Annotated in this window: 16 protein-coding genes; 3 read left to right on the forward strand and 13 right to left on the reverse strand. The window is 63.3% G+C overall.

The features are described from left to right. The first annotated feature begins 118 nt into the window (after positions 1 to 118). Positions 119 to 562 (forward strand): DUF192 domain-containing protein, encoded by a 444-nt coding sequence (locus V3C40_RS10395; RefSeq protein ID WP_331777367.1) that lies wholly within the window; start codon positions 119 to 121, stop codon positions 560 to 562. Positions 563 to 718: 156 nt separating this feature from the next. On the opposite strand, the gene rpsT is transcribed toward V3C40_RS10395, so the two are convergent. Beyond that, positions 719 to 985 carry a 30S ribosomal protein S20 gene (gene rpsT / locus V3C40_RS10400; RefSeq protein WP_010395935.1) on the reverse strand — a complete coding sequence of 89 codons (267 nt, stop codon included), beginning with the start codon at positions 983 to 985 and terminating at the stop codon, positions 719 to 721. A 297-nt stretch (positions 986 to 1,282) separates the two neighbouring features. Here rpsT and murJ point away from each other — a divergent pair, with 297 nt between their 5' ends. Then, on the forward strand, positions 1,283 to 2,830 hold the full coding sequence (gene murJ / locus V3C40_RS10405) for a murein biosynthesis integral membrane protein MurJ (RefSeq protein ID WP_331777368.1): 1,548 nt from the start codon (positions 1,283 to 1,285) through the stop codon (positions 2,828 to 2,830). A gap of 95 nt (positions 2,831 to 2,925) precedes the next feature. Here the strand turns inward: murJ and V3C40_RS10410 are convergent, their stop codons facing one another. From V3C40_RS10410 to gspG, 12 genes are all read right to left on the reverse strand, one after another. Next, complete coding sequence (locus V3C40_RS10410) at positions 2,926 to 3,423, reverse strand: FxDxF family PEP-CTERM protein (protein WP_051991193.1); 498 nt, start codon at positions 3,421 to 3,423, stop codon at positions 2,926 to 2,928. A 240-nt stretch (positions 3,424 to 3,663) separates the two neighbouring features. Further along, positions 3,664 to 4,314, reverse strand: coding sequence for a type II secretion system protein (locus tag V3C40_RS10415; protein ID WP_070303851.1), 651 nt, complete (start codon positions 4,312 to 4,314; stop codon positions 3,664 to 3,666). Between the two features lie 5 nt (positions 4,315 to 4,319). Continuing rightward, positions 4,320 to 4,712, reverse strand: a complete 393-nt coding sequence (locus V3C40_RS10420) for a type II secretion system protein (protein WP_070303853.1) — start codon at positions 4,710 to 4,712, stop codon at positions 4,320 to 4,322. A 3-nt stretch (positions 4,713 to 4,715) separates the two neighbouring features. Beyond that, the gene (locus V3C40_RS10425) at positions 4,716 to 5,207 is read right to left on the reverse strand and encodes a type II secretion system protein (RefSeq protein WP_034751600.1); all 492 of its coding nucleotides are present in this window, start codon (positions 5,205 to 5,207) and stop codon (positions 4,716 to 4,718) included. Then, positions 5,204 to 7,234 carry a secretin N-terminal domain-containing protein gene (locus V3C40_RS10430; protein ID WP_331777613.1) on the reverse strand — a complete coding sequence of 677 codons (2,031 nt, stop codon included), beginning with the start codon at positions 7,232 to 7,234 and terminating at the stop codon, positions 5,204 to 5,206. The genes V3C40_RS10425 and V3C40_RS10430 overlap by 4 nt, the downstream gene beginning before the upstream one ends. Next, positions 7,234 to 7,755: a hypothetical protein gene (locus tag V3C40_RS10435; RefSeq protein WP_331777369.1), complete on the reverse strand. Its 522-nt coding sequence runs from the start codon at positions 7,753 to 7,755 to the stop codon at positions 7,234 to 7,236. Before V3C40_RS10435 ends, V3C40_RS10430 begins: the two co-directional genes overlap by 1 nt. After that, positions 7,752 to 8,324, reverse strand: coding sequence for a hypothetical protein (locus V3C40_RS10440; protein ID WP_331777370.1), 573 nt, complete (start codon positions 8,322 to 8,324; stop codon positions 7,752 to 7,754). Before V3C40_RS10440 ends, V3C40_RS10435 begins: the two co-directional genes overlap by 4 nt. Beyond that, positions 8,321 to 8,869: a hypothetical protein gene (locus tag V3C40_RS10445; RefSeq protein ID WP_331777371.1), complete on the reverse strand. Its 549-nt coding sequence runs from the start codon at positions 8,867 to 8,869 to the stop codon at positions 8,321 to 8,323. Before V3C40_RS10445 ends, V3C40_RS10440 begins: the two co-directional genes overlap by 4 nt. Continuing rightward, positions 8,866 to 9,684 (reverse strand): hypothetical protein, encoded by an 819-nt coding sequence (locus V3C40_RS10450; RefSeq protein ID WP_331777372.1) that lies wholly within the window; start codon positions 9,682 to 9,684, stop codon positions 8,866 to 8,868. The genes V3C40_RS10445 and V3C40_RS10450 overlap by 4 nt, the downstream gene beginning before the upstream one ends. Next, the gene (locus V3C40_RS10455; protein ID WP_331777373.1) at positions 9,677 to 11,371 is read right to left on the reverse strand and encodes a GspE/PulE family protein; all 1,695 of its coding nucleotides are present in this window, start codon (positions 11,369 to 11,371) and stop codon (positions 9,677 to 9,679) included. Before V3C40_RS10455 ends, V3C40_RS10450 begins: the two co-directional genes overlap by 8 nt. Next, complete coding sequence (locus V3C40_RS10460) at positions 11,368 to 12,573, reverse strand: type II secretion system F family protein (protein ID WP_219329165.1); 1,206 nt, start codon at positions 12,571 to 12,573, stop codon at positions 11,368 to 11,370. Before V3C40_RS10460 ends, V3C40_RS10455 begins: the two co-directional genes overlap by 4 nt. Before the next feature lie 36 nt (positions 12,574 to 12,609). After that, on the reverse strand, positions 12,610 to 13,053 hold the full coding sequence (gspG, locus tag V3C40_RS10465; RefSeq protein WP_034751618.1) for a type II secretion system major pseudopilin GspG: 444 nt from the start codon (positions 13,051 to 13,053) through the stop codon (positions 12,610 to 12,612). A 465-nt stretch (positions 13,054 to 13,518) separates the two neighbouring features. Between gspG and V3C40_RS10470 the strand changes: the two genes are divergently transcribed. Continuing rightward, a complete protein-coding gene (locus tag V3C40_RS10470) occupies positions 13,519 to 14,280 on the forward strand; it encodes an NF038120 family PEP-CTERM protein (protein ID WP_219329166.1) in 762 nt (253 codons plus the stop codon). Positions 14,281 to 14,287: the final 7 nt, after the last annotated feature.

A 14,287-nucleotide genomic window follows, 5' to 3' on the forward strand; every position in this document is an offset into this window, starting at 1 on the left:
GCTGACGATGGCGAGCATGTTGCTGTAACCCCACGCTTTCGATGCGGCCGGGCAGCATGCTTGACCAGCCGGCCGCCAGCGTGGCTTAATCGCCGCTTCGCAGCCACCGTCCCGCCCCATGAAAAATTCCCTTTGCCGTCTCAGCCTGTCCATCGCCCTGCTGTCTTGCGCCAGCATGGCCCAGGCGCAAACAAAGAGCTTGCAACTGTCGGCCGGCATGCATTTGATCCAGGCGGAAGTGGCCGCCACGGAAGAGCAGCGCGAACAGGGCTTGATGTACCGCGAAAAGATGGCGGCCAATGCAGGCATGCTGTTTGTCTTTGGCAACCCATCGACGCAATGCATGTGGATGAAAAACACGCCACTGCCCCTGTCGGTGGCCTTTATCGACGCCAGCGGCAAGATCGTCAACATCGAAGACATGCAGCCGCACACGCTCGACAGCCATTGCTCCACGAAGACCGTGCCCGTGCGCTATGCGCTGGAAATGCATCTGGGCTGGTTCAAGCAAAAGAACATCAAACCAGGCATGAGCATCGGCAACTTGCCGGCGGCGCGCTAGACCATGGCGGCGGGCCGCTAGCGGACGCGGCCTTAAAAATCAGAATAAAAACGCGAAAAAACCCGCCAGAACGAATCTGCGGGTTTTTGCTTTTCAACCAGTGCCAGCGTACCGGCACAGGCAAGGCCACCGTGGTGGCTTGCCTGCTGGCGAATATTAAGCGGACAGTGCTTTCAAAGCAGCTGCCAGACGGCTCTTATGGCGAGCTGCCTTGTTTTTGTGGATGATCTTCTTGTCAGCGATACGGTCGATGGTCGACACGGATGCTTGGAAGATTGCAGCAGCAGCTGCCTTGTCGCCGCCCTGGATCGCTTTGCGAGCAGCTTTGATAGCCGTGCGCAAGGTCGAACGTTGGGACGAATTGTGTGCGTTTTGCTTAACTGCTTGACGAGCGCGTTTGCGCGCTTGTGCGGTATTTGCCATGGAATTTCCTAAAACAGGGTCAAAGTGCGTTTGCAAACATTAGTGTTTGCCAACCGGTGCGTTCTGTGCGTCTGCCGAACCATGTGTGCCAAACCAGTGCCTGTCAAACATTAGTGTCTGCGTAACAGAATTCTGTACAGCCTTCGATTATAGCGATATTTTCAAGCGGGGGCAAATCAAAAAACCGTGTGTCACGCCAAAAACACGTGGAAATGGGGCGGGCAAGGGCGAATCGGCGGCAATTGTTACCATATTTTAACCGTTTTCCGGTACCGCTCCCGGCTATAATCTGCCCCCATGAACTTGCTTAAAACCCTCGCCGCCATTTCCAGCATGACCATGCTGTCCCGTGTAACCGGATTATTGCGCGAAAGCCTGTTCGCGCGCGCCTTTGGCGCCGGCGCCTACACGGACGCCTTCATTGTTGCCTTCCGCATCCCCAACTTGTTGCGCCGGCTGTTTGCCGAGGGAGCGTTCTCGCAAGCCTTCGTGCCGATCTTGTCTGAATACAAGAACCAACATGGCCAGGAAGCGAGCAAGCAGCTGGCCGACCATGTGGCCACCACGCTCGTCTGGGCCACCCTGCTCGTGTCCGCCATCGGCATCGTCGGCGCACCCTGGTTCGTGTACGTGATCGCCACGGGCCTGACCAAGGATGCGGGCGCTTTTGACGCGGCCGTGTGGATGACGCGTTTGATGTTCCCTTATATTACTTGCATGTCCTTCGTCGCCCTGGCCGGCGGCATCTTGAATACCTGGCGCGAATTCAAGATTCCCGCGTTCACGCCCGTGCTGCTGAACCTGTCTTTCATCGCCGCCTCGCTATTCCTCGCGCCCTATCTAAAACAGCCGATCTACGCCATGGCCATTGCCGTGTTCGCTGGCGGCCTGCTGCAGGTGGCGATCCAGATTCCCGCGCTGATCAAGATCGGCATGCTGCCGCGCCTGTCGATCAATCCCGCCATCGGCTTGTCCGACGGCGGCGTGCGCCGCGTGCTGAAAAAGATGGGGCCGGCCGTGTTCGCCGTCTCGGCGGCGCAGATCAGCCTGATGATCAACACGAGCATCGCGTCGCGCCTGGCCGAGGGCAGCATTTCCTGGCTGTCGTATGCGGACCGCCTGATGGAATTCCCCACCGCCATGCTGGGCGTGGCCCTGGGTACCATCTTGCTGCCCAGCCTGTCGAAGGCGAACGTGGATGGCGACAAGACGGAATACTCGGCCTTGCTGGACTGGGGCTTGCGCCTGACTTTCCTGCTGGCCCTGCCCGCCGCCGTCGGCATGGCGACCCTGGCCACGCCACTGATCGCCACCCTCTTCCACTACGGCAAGTTCACGGCCGAATCCGTGACCATGTCGACGCAGCCACTCGTGGCCTACAGCCTGGGCCTGATCGGCATCATCCTCGTCAAGACCCTGGCGCCCGCCTTCTATGCGCGCCAGGACATCCGTACGCCCGTGAAGATCGCCATCGGCGTGCTGATCGCCACGCAGTTGATGAATCTGCTGTTCGTGCCGTATATCGCCGTGGCCGGCCTGGCCCTGTCGATCGGCCTGGGCGCCTGCCTGAACGCCAGCTTCCTGTACTGGGGCTTGCGCAGGCGCGGCATCTACCAGCCGAAACCGGGCTGGGCCAAGTTCTTCCTGCGCCTGCTGCCGGCACTCATCGTGATGGGTGGCGTGGCGTATGCGGGCGCCGTGCGCATCGACTGGATCGCCATGCAAGCCCATCCGTTGCTGCGGGCAGGCGCGCTGGCCCTGGTGGTGGCCCTGTGCGGCGTGGCGTACTTTGCCACTCTCTTTATAGTTGGCTTCCGCTTCCGCGACTTCAAGCGCCACGCGTGATTGCGCAGGATGCTGTTGCCGGCGTCTTGCATCAAGCAGCTGATCCAGACGAAAAAAAACCCGCCGAAGCGGGTTTTTTTCATTGCAGCGTAAGCTTAGTCAGCTTTCTTGGCGCGGCGGCGGGCCACGGCGCCAACCAGCGCCAGGCCGCCCAGCAGCATGCCATAGGTTTCTGGTTCTGGTACTGGCAGGGCCGAAACCGTGCCTACGTACTGAACATTTTTCACCAGGGTCAGGCCCGTGACTTGCACCGTGTAGGTGCCTGCAGCCAATTGACCTGCCCAGCTCAGATTCTGGATGCCGCTAGCCGTGCTCTTGGTCAGGTCGCCATAGCCGACCAGAGTAGCAGCGAAATCCTTGATCGCGCCGTTAGCAACGGAGAACGTTTGCAATGCACCGAACGAGGTCGACGATGGGGCCAGCAACTGGAAAGTCCACGAATCATTGATATCCGAATTGATGGCGAACTTGGTCGTGAAAGCCGACAGGGTATCGGAACCGGTTGGATCCAGGATGCCCAGGTCATAGGTTGCTGCCGATGCGCTGAACGATGCTGCTGCCATGATACCTGCAGCGATAAATTTCAATTTCATAGTTTATCCCTTAAAAAGTAATTTATGGCTGCAATGCGCAGGCCACCAATAGTTTTAGTACCGGAAGTACTGAACAGAATGGTAGCATAATCACATCAAATTACTTATAAATATTTTATCGAAGTTTCATATGAGATAAGTATTTTCGAAATGAACTATTTGCCGCTATCTATTAATTTCCACACAATAATAGTTACCGGCGCATACATTTATTTTTGTTACGTTTTAAGGTGAAAACGCCTACTCGGCAGTGTTTTCATCTGAATTTTGCGGTTCTGGCTGCTCAATTGGCGCTGATGGCGATTGTTCTTGCGGTGGAGTAACAGGGCGAGAAAACAACGGTGGCACCGGCAAGGCAGGCGCGATGCCGGCCTCATCACTCGCCGGCACAGCTGCCGGTCCCGCGGACGGCACGGAAGACACCCGGGCATCGACCATGAAGCGCCATTCCGAGAAATGCGCCTTGCCTTCGAAGCCGGCGAACCGGGCCTCGAAATTGCCGACCTTTAATGGCGCCGCCTGCGACAGGCTGTGCACGCCAATGATGCCGTTGCTGCCGGGCTGGTACAGCAAGCCCCACTCGGCGCGGCCCGTGATGGGGTCGACAAACAGCTTGCGCAGATGCCGGCGCAACTGGGGCGTACGGGGATCGCGCAGCAAGGCGGCAAGGCTGGGCGGCTGTTGCGGCTGGCCCGGCGGCGTGGCGGCCGCATAACTGTAGAGGGCATCCGAAAACTGCGCGCCGATGTCGAGCAATTCCTGCTCGGCCGCCTGGCGCTGCAGCAAGGAACCCATCTTCAGCCCGGCCGCCCCTACCATGCCCAGGATGGCCACCAGAATGATCAGGCCCAGATACGTAAAACCGCGCTGGCGGCGCGCAGAACGGTGCATGGCCGCTACCAGTCGGCAAACGGTGTGCCGCTGCGGTCCTTGCCGGGCGCGCCGCTTTTCACGTCATACACCTGGCCCGGCGTATCGTCGGGCGGCGGTACGATGAGCCAGCTGCTGTCGCTGTCCGTGATGGGATCGATGGGCATGGCGCGCAGGTATTTCTTTTCCACCAGTTGCTCCAGCGAATCGGGATAGCGCCCCGTATCGCCGTGGAACTGGTCGATGGTCGTGCGCAAATTGCGCAAATTGTCCGCCAGCACGGTTTCCTTTGCCTTGTCGAGGCTGGGAAAGTAGCGGGGCACAGCCAGGGTCAGCAGCAAAGCCACGATGCCGAGCACCACCAGCAATTCGATCAGGGTAAAGCCGCGCGTGCGGACTTGGGTGTTTTCAGCGGCCATGGTTCACCATAGACGGTAAGGCACGTTGTTCAAGCCGGTCTTGCCGGACGTGGAGTACACATCGTAGACATCGTCGCCCTCGCGCGGCTCGGCCGCCTCGCTGGCGTAGCTGCGCTTGCCCCACGTTTGCGCATCACTGAGGCCAGCATCCCCATTGAACGGGTCGCGCGGCACGCGGCGCAAAAAGAACATCTTGCTGCGCTTCGGGTTGCGCTGGTCCGCCACCCCCTCGACCAGCAGTTCCAGGCTTTTCGGATAACCGCTGGCGTCTGTCGCGCGCACGATTCGGCCCTCGTCGCCAGCCCGTTTATACGCATCGATCCCCTGGCGGATCTCGCGCAGTGCGCGCCGCAATTCCTGCTCCTGGCGCCGCTGCACCGTCACCTGCGTGACGGGAATGACCAGGGTGGCCAGCACGCCCAGGATGGCCAGGGTCACCAGCAGTTCGATCAGGGTAAAACCTCCCTGCCCCCTCTGCGCATGCGCCAGTCTCATTTGGCAGGCGGTGGCGGTGGCGGCGCCACCGGTACCGGCTGGCTCGACGACAGCGGCAAGGGCGCCGCCTGCAGCGGTACGGGCTGACCCGACGATATCGGCAAAGACGACGGAGACGGCTCGGGCGACGGCGCCACTTCCGGCGCCGGCACGCTCTGCGGCAAAGTCGATGGCACCTGGCCTGGCGTCATCATCGGCTGCGCCGGCGCCGGCTGCATGCCGACGGCTGACGGGCCGGAACGCACGATCACCGTGCCCGGCATCTGCGTGGGCGCCTTGGCCGCCATGTCGGGACGGCGGCGGAAGCTGCCTTCCGTGCCGGCCGAGAATTCCGATTCCTTCGCTTCCGGACGCTGCACGGTGCGCACCAGGTGCGGCGTGATCGACAGCACGATTTCCGTCTTCTGGCTGTCGTCCTTGCTGCTGCCGAACAGCCGCCCCAGTACGGGGATGTCGCCCAGGCCAGGCACCTTGTTGCCCGAGCTGCGCTCTTCATTGTTGATCAGGCCCGCCAGCACCTGGTTTTCGCCATCCTTCAGCTGCAGCATGGTCGACGCCTGGCGCGTGCCGATCTGGTACAGGGTCGAGCCGCTGCGGGTGGTGGTGGCCGCGCCCAGGTTGCTCACCTCGAGCGAGATGCGGATGCCCACCTCGTTGTTCAAATAGATGGTCGGCTCGGCGTTTACCGTCAGGCCCACGTCCAGGTAGCTGATCGACTCGGAAGCGAAGCCGCCCGTGCCCGGCGAAATCGTGGTGGTCACCACGGGTACCCTGTCGCCGATGACGAACTTCGCCTTTTCCCTGTTGCGCACGCGGATGCGCGGGTTGGCCAGGATGTTCGCGTCGCCGTCCGTCTTGTTGGCGTTGGCCGTCACGGACAGGTCGCTCACGCCAATGGTGCGCTGGTTCAGCTTGTTCAAGTCACTGATGGTCAGGCCGATTCCGCCCGAGGTGGAAAGCGGCGTCAGGGTCAGGCTCGATGGCCAGGCCACACCCAGTTCCATCAGGCGGCTGCGCTTGACTTCGAGGATTTCCAGTTCCAGCACCACTTCCGCCTCGGGCACGTCCTGCAGCGCGATCAGACGCTCGGCCAGGCGGATCGCCTCGGGCGTGTCGCGCACGATCACGAGGTTGAGCTTTTCATCGGCCACCACGTCGCGCGTCTTCAAAATCGTCTTGAGCGTGTTGGCCACCTGCTTGGCGTCCGCATTCGCCAGGAAGAAGGTCTTCACCAGCACTTCCTGGTACTCCTTCAATTTCGCCGCCACGTTCGGATAGATCAGGATCGTGTTCGCATCCATCACCTGCTGCTCCAGCTGGTTCGTCACCAGCAGGAAGTAGACGGCCGATTCCACCGTGCTGTTTTTCAGGAAGATCGAGGTTTTCGCGTCCGCCTTGACGTCCTTGTCGAAGACGAAATTGAGGCCGGAACGGCGCGCGATCAGCTCGAACACCTGTTTTAACGGCGCGTCGCGAAACTCGATCGTGATCGGCTGCTTGTACGACTTGGCCAGGCCCGACTCGACCACGGGCGGCGCCGTTTTGTCGTCGACCTCGCGCAGCAGCGTGCGCGCGCCCGCATGGTTCGGCTGCTCGGTCAGGATGGCGTTCAGGCGCTGGCGCGCGGGGTCGTAGCGCTTGGCGTCGATATCCTTCTGCGCTTCGGCCAGCAGCTTGCCCTGGCGCTGCTCGCGCTCGAGCGCGCGCAAGCCGCTGTTGGCCCGCTCGTTCTGCGCATCGATTTCTAGCACGCTCATGAAAGAAGCGCGCGCCAGATCGCCCTGCCCCGCCTGCGCCTGGCGCTCGGCCTGCTGCAAGCGGCTGCCGGTCGCCCGCTCGCGCGCCTGCAGATAGGCGCTGCGGTATTGCGCGTTGCCGGGGTCTTGCTGCAGCGCTTCCTGCAGCTTTTGCAGGCCGGCCGGCACCTGGTCTTGCGCGATCAGCTCGCGCCCGTCGCGGTAGGCTTGCTGCCCTGCGCAGCCGGACAGCAACAAGAGCAACAGCGCCGATGAAAAGGAACGAGACATCACTCGGAAACTCCAATGTTGAGCTGCTGAACCTGGTTCAACGGCAGATAAGTAAGCGTCATGACGGGCGGCGCGATCGTCACGACCTTGTAGGCGCCATCGATGACGGTATTGGCGCGCACGATATACGTCTTGTCGGCGCGCGACAGAAACACTTCCCAGGCGCCGTCGGCGGCCGCCTTGCCCAGGTAGACGAAGGGCAGCGGCGGCGCCATTGGGGGCGGTGGCGGCGGCGCGGCCGTCACCGCGATTTTCGGCGGCGGCGGATTCCAGTTCTGGCTCTGGAAGACAGCGCCGGCGCCGCCAAAGGTGTCGCCATCCTCGCCCGCCACTTCGCTGCGCGGCAGCAGGGCCAGGATGACCGGCTGCGCAGCTGGCGCCTTGGCCGCAGCATGGCGCGCGGGCGCGACGGCCCGCTCCACCGCTTCAGCCACGTCGGCCACGGGCTGGCGCTCGCCGAACAGCAGCAAGGCGCCCGCGCCCAGCACGCCGGCCAGCATCAGATAATGGCGCGGGGTCATGGCGTTTCTCCCGCATCGCCAGGCGTATCGGTCAGATAAAACGTCAGGCGCAAGCGCGCTTCGAGATCCGTATCGGCGATCTGCTCGCGGCGAAAACTCAGTTCGTCGAGCGACGCAAAGGGGACGGCGCGCAGCGCTTGCAGCGCGAACTGCGACACGGCCGCATAACTGCCCTTCAGCGGCAAGGTCACTTGGTAGGTGGCGACACGGCTGGCCTTGTCGTAGCCGCTCTTGTATTCGCCCTGCGCCAGCAGCAAGCCGTTTTTTGCGGCCAGGTCGAACAGCTGCTTGACTTGCTGCTCCGCGTGGCGCTGTTGTCCCAGCGCGGCATAAAAGCGCGCCAGGTTTTCGCTGGCTGTCGCCGGCGGCGCGGCGGCCACCACGGCCAGCGCTGGCTGCGGCAAGGGCCGCGCTTCCAGCTGCGCCGCCACGGCGCGCTGCTGCCAGGCCCAGACCCAGGCGGCCACGCCCAGCGCGAGCAATGCCACTGCCAGACAGGCGGGCGCGCCCAAACGGCGCAGCAGCAGTTGCGCGCGCAGGCGCAAGCTATTGAGGTCGATGGCCGTCATGGCGTGCCCCAGCGCGCTTCGAGCTGGAAGCGCAACGGTCTGTTCGGATCGAGCGCGTTGATTTCATGGCGCAGCAGCTGCACGCGCGTGCCGAACAGCTCCTGCCGCTTCAATTGCGCCACATACGCCACCATGGCGTCGCTGCTGGTCGTTTCGGCCGTGATCTTCAGCACGCGCTTGCGCGCGTCCGGTTCCAGCGCCAGCAGCGCGACTGCCGGTGGCGTGGCGCTGGCCAGCGCATCCTGCAGGTCGCGCCACGGCAGGTTCAATTGCAGGATGGCCGCATTCACGGCCGCCGCCTGCGCGGGCGCGATCGGCGTGGTCACCACCGGCGCCGTCCCCTGCGTGGCGGCCAGCACGCGCTGCTGCGCGCGCTGCAATTGCCCTTCGCGCAGCTGCTGGCGCTGCAGCGCGGCGCTGCCGCTGTACGCCGCCGTGACGGCCAGCGCCATACCCAGCGCGCCGACGCACCACGCCCACGCGGGCACGCGGTGCAGGCTGCGGCGCCAGTTTGGCGGCGCGAAATCGATATCGAGGCGCGTCATGCCACGCCTCCGCTATGCGCCAGCCGGGCGGTCGGCGACAAGCCGTTTTCGCCATCGGGCGTGGAAAAAACCTGGCAGCTGAACTCTTTCGCCGGCGTCAGCCATGCGGGCGGCGGCGCGCCGCACAGCTGCAGCAGCGCCGGTGCGGACACGCCTTGCAGCAGCGCCTCGCGCGCCAAGGTCTGCGCCAGCCAGTCCCTGCCAGCGCCAGGCGGCACGGGCAGCGCGCGCACGGCGCGCAAACGCCCTTCGTGCCGCACGCCCAGGGTCAGGGCGTTCTCCTGCAACTGGCCAAACCAGGCGCCCGGTTTCAAGGCGCCGTGCCAGCGGTTCCAGTGGCGCGCGAATTGCGGCGTAATGAAAATCAGGGCCAGCTTGCGTGCTTCGGCCACGCGCGTCAGCTGCGCCAGCAGCGCGCGCGGCACGGCGCAGAAAAACGGCGCGCGCGCATCCCAGGCGCTGCTGCTGTGCCACAGGCCCGGTGCATCGCCATACAGCGACTGGAAGCGCAGCGCGGCAGCCGCCTCGATATCGGCCAGGCGCGCGGCGCCCTGCGGCATGTCCACTTGCCACAGGCGCGCCAGAGCATCGTCGAGCACCACGGACAGGGGCCAGCCCGCGTATTCGCCAGCCGGCAGTATCTGTTCCAGCGCCTGGCCCAGGGCGGCAAAGCCGCCGTACGCCGCGTCGTCCGGCGCATATGCGACTTCACCGAGCGAGGTCCATGCGGGCGCGCGCCAGCGGCTGCTGCGCCACAGGCTCACCGTGCCCGCCGCCACGCCCAGGCGCAATCCTTGTCCGAGACCTCTACGCATGCAGGGTGACCCTCTTGATTTCCGTGATGGTGGTGGCGCCCCGCTTGACCAGTTCCAGCGCCGCCAGGCGCAGGCTGCGCGTGCCGTTCGCATACGCGGCCGCCTTGATCTGGCGGATCGGTTTTTTATCGACGATCAATTCGCGGATTTCATCGGTCAGCACGAGGATTTCGGCGATAGAACGCCGCCCCTTGTAGCCCGTGCCGCGGCAATCGCCGCAGCCCTTGCCCTGCTTGAATTGATAGTCGGCCGCGTCGGCGCGCGCCAGGCCCACGCTGGCCAGCTCGGCATCGTCGGGCGTGTACTCGGTGGCGCAATGGGGGCAGTTGGTGCGGATCAGACGCTGCGCCCAGATGCCGTTCAGGGCCGAGACGAACGCATACGGATCGATGCCCATGTGGGTAAAACGGCCGAACACGTCGAACACATTATTCGCGTGCACGGTGGTGAGCACCAGGTGGCCCGTGAGCGCCGACTGCACGGCGATTTCCGCCGTCTCGCGGTCGCGGATCTCGCCCACCATGATCTTGTCGGGGTCGTGGCGCAGGATCGAGCGCAAGCCCTTGGCAAAGGTCAGCCCCTTCTTTTCATTGACGGGGATTTGCAAAATGCCGGGCAGCTGGTATTCGACGGGATCTTCGATGGTGATGATCTTTTCGCGCCCGTTATGGATTTCCGTCAGCGCCGCATACAGGGTCGTCGTCTTGCCCGAGCCGGTCGGTCCCGTCACGAGCAGCATGCCGTAGGCTTCCTGCGCCAGCGCGCGCAAGGCGACCAGCGATGGCGAGTCAAAGCCCAGCGCTTCGAGCGTCAGCGCGCCATACGCCTCGATCATGGCGCGCTTGTCCAGGATACGGATGACGGCGTCCTCGCCATGGATGCTGGGCATGATGGAGACGCGCAAATCGATTTCGCGCCCGCCCGACTCGACGCGGAAGCTGCCGTCCTGCGGCACGCGGCGCTCGGCGATATCGAGTTCGGCCAGCACTTTCAGGCGCGAGATGATGTGTTCTGCCACTTCGATGCCGTTGACGGATGTGGCGTGATCGAGCACGCCGTCGACCCTGTACTTGACGGCCAGGCCGCCGGCCGTGCTTTCCAGGTGGATGTCCGACGCGCCCGCCTTCAGCGCGTCATACAGGGTCGAGTTGACCAGCTTGACGGCAGGGCTGGCCGCTTCAGACACGCTGGCAAACGACAGCACGGCGGCCGTCTTGCCATCACGCCGCGCGTCACTGGCGGCGCCGGGCAGCAGGCTGTCGACGGCGCGCGCCGACTCTTCCTGCTTCGACAGGTAGGCGCCGATGTCGGCCTGCAGCGCCAGATGGATGCTCAAGACGCCCTGCCCGGCGCGCGCACTCAGCCAGGTTTGCAGGTCGAGGTCGAACGGGTCGGCGATCACGCCCACCAGTTGGCCGCCGGCGGCGCGCAGCAGCACGCTGTGACGCGCCAGCGCCTGCGACAGGGGCAGCACATCGAAGGCGGGAGACAAGGCCAGCATGTCGGCCGTTTCCAGCACGTCCAGGCCGAACGGGCGCGCCAGTTCGCGCACCACGGCGCGCGCCTCGATGCCGCTCAGCTCCTGCAATTCCTCGACCAGGCTACGCTTCGATTGCCGGCTCAGGATGCGCGCGCGCTGCAGCAGCGCGGGGTCGATGGCGGCGGGAACGGAAGAAATCTGGTTCATGAAATATCGCCGGCAAGGTCAAAGATGGGCATGTACAGCAGGATCACGATGGCGCCCACGACGAGGCCGATGGCGGCCATCAGCAAGGGTTCGAAGGTGCGCGTAAAACGGTCGATCCAGCGGCTGATTTCACCGTCATAAAAGGCGGCCGACTGCGTCAGCATGGGGCCCATGTCGCCCGTGCGCTCGCCCACGCGCAGCATGCGCAGGGAAATCGGTGTCGTCAATTGATGCTGCTCAAACGCCGACGACAGCGGCTGGCCCGCCTCGATGGCGCCGCGCGCGCCCTGCAACGATGCCTGCATGCCCGGCGAGACCATCGCCTGCACGGTGGCAATCGCCTGCACGATGGTGATACCGCCCTCGGCCAGCATGCCCAGGGTCAGGTACAGGCGCGACAGTTCATAGATGCGCACGCGCTCGCCGATGCCGGGCAGTTTCGCCAGCAGGCGCGCCACGCCGCCGTTGCGCAGCACGCGCCGCACGGCAGTGAACACGATGCTGCCGACGAGTGCCAACCCCAGCAACAGCAGCACGCCATGCTGCGTGACGAACTGGCCCCAGCTGAGCATCACTTGCGACATCCATGGCAGGTTGCGTCCCGCGCCCTGGTAGACCTCGGCGAAACGGGGCACCACATAGCTGATCAGGAAGGCGCTGACGCCGCCGCCCACGGCCAGCAGGATGGCGGGATAGATGGCGGCGCTGACGATTTTGGACCGCACCGCATCGATGCGCTGCTGGTAGTCGATGTAGCGCGACAGCGCGCGCGGCAAGTCGCTCGTGCCCTCGGCCGCCTTGACGATGCCGATATACAAGGGAGGAAACAGTTCAGATTGCTCGCCCAGCACGGCGGAAAAGCGCTTGCCTTCGCGCAAGCCTTCGAGCAGACGCGTGAGCACGCTGCGCGTGGCCGGCGACGCTTCCTTTTCCAGCAAGGCTTCCAGCGCTTCGACGATGCCCAGACCCGCTTGCAGCAGCGCCAGCAATTCCTGGCTGAACAGCAGCAGGGGCAAGGCCCGCGCGCGCTGGCGCCCGGCCGCACTGAACGGCGTGGCCCGCAAGGGGCGGATGGCGCTGACAAACAGGCCGCGCGCTTCGGCCTGGCGGCGCGCGTCGGCTTCGTCGCGGCCGTCGATCACGCACGTCTGCAAGGTAGTTACGGCCTGGTCCGTGGAAAGCGCGCGTACTTCGAACTGCATGATGGCTTGTCCGTAGGAAAAAGAATGGCGCTGGCGCTATTGCGAGCTGATGTCGGCGTTCTCGCCGCTGCCGCCCGGCTGACCATCCTTGCCCATCGAGACGATGTCATATTCGCCCTTGCTGCCCGGCGCGCGGTATTGATAGGCATGGCCCCACGGGTCGAGCGGCACAGCCTTTTTCAGGTAAGGACCATTCCAGCGCGTGCCGGCGGCGGGCGGTGCCACCAGCAGCGCGGCCAAACCCTCTTCCGTGGTGGGATAGCGCCCCACGTCGAGGCGGTAGGTGTCGAGCGATTTTTCAAACGCCTCGATCTGCGCCTTGGCCACCGTCACTTCGGATTTGCCCAGCTGGGCGAAATACTTGGGGCCGACATACGCCGCCAGCAAGCCGATGATCACGATGACGACCAGCAATTCGAGCAAGGTAAAGCCGCGCGCATGGCGCGTTGCCGCAAGGTTCTGCCTGTGTGCTGCATGCATCCGGTAACTCCTTATTGCCTACCTTCAATACATTGCGTCGCTGCGCGCGGCGGATGGCCACGCACGGGCGACACGCGCTTGCCTGATGCTTATCAGCCTACCATGCCGGTTATGGTTAATACAATCTTTTCTTTGCTCTGTGAACAACAAATTCCTGCGGAAACCATCCAGTGTGCGCGAAACCGCCACGGCGCCGCGCGCGCTTGCCTGGCTGCTTGATGATTCAACTATTTTCAATGCAGAAACTATCTACTCCTGGTTACCAAATCATAGTAAGTGATGAATTTTATTCATTCATTATTTGTAACTTTCAAATTAAATTTGCAAGAATATCAAACAATCAAATTGCCTCTTTTGCTATAGTAAAAGTCAATTTTCTACGTATTGGTCTTATCCGTCCACGCAGAAAAGAGCATCCCAGACGCAAAACATATTGCATCCTACATAATCACCAAGGGAAAATTCATGACTCGTATTGTGCATTCGAAGGCAACTGCCGCAGCAAGTCCTTTCTCGGCCAAGCAGTGGACCGGCGCCGCCATCCTGGCCCTGTCCGCCGCCTGGGCCCCCGCCGCCATCGCGGACGTGATCAACTTTGACAACGTCGACAGCCAGTTCGTCGGCCATGGCGACTCCCTGGAATTCGGCAAATTCCTGCTGACGGGCGCCTCGAATGCCGCCGGTGCCAGTTATGGCGACCTGGTCGGCGCCGTATTCGACGGCACGGATCCGGCCGCCTGCGGCATGGCGTGCCCGACCAACAATACGAGCAATTACTATGCATCCCTCAACGACGGCATCGTCTACCTCGATCCGCTGACGACGGGCGGCAGCGTCAGCCTGCAGGGCTTCGACGCCAGCTTCATCGGCTACGCCCAGGGCGTCACCTATCCGGCCGTAGCGGGTCTGTTGCGCGTGCAAGGCTTCTACGCCAACGGTTCTTCCATCTATGAAACCTATCAGCTAGGCGGCCCCATCGGCGGCAACTTCCAGTTCCAGCGCTACAACACCAGCGCCAACTTCGGCAGCCAGCAATTCGCCTCGCTGGCCTTCTTCGGATTCACTTGCAACACGGCCGGCAGTTGCAACGCCTTCACGAGCAACAAGGGCCAGTTTGCACTCGACAATATCGTCGCCTCGGTACCGGAGCCATCGACCTACGCGATGCTGCTGCTGGGCCTGGCCGGTGTCGGATTCGCTGCGCGCCGCCGCAGCAAGCAAGCCTGATTGCCGC

Origin of the sequence: Janthinobacterium sp. LS2A, from assembly GCF_036543145.1 — a bacterium.
In the GTDB taxonomy this organism is placed as follows: domain Bacteria; phylum Pseudomonadota; class Gammaproteobacteria; order Burkholderiales; family Burkholderiaceae_D; genus Janthinobacterium; species Janthinobacterium aestuarii.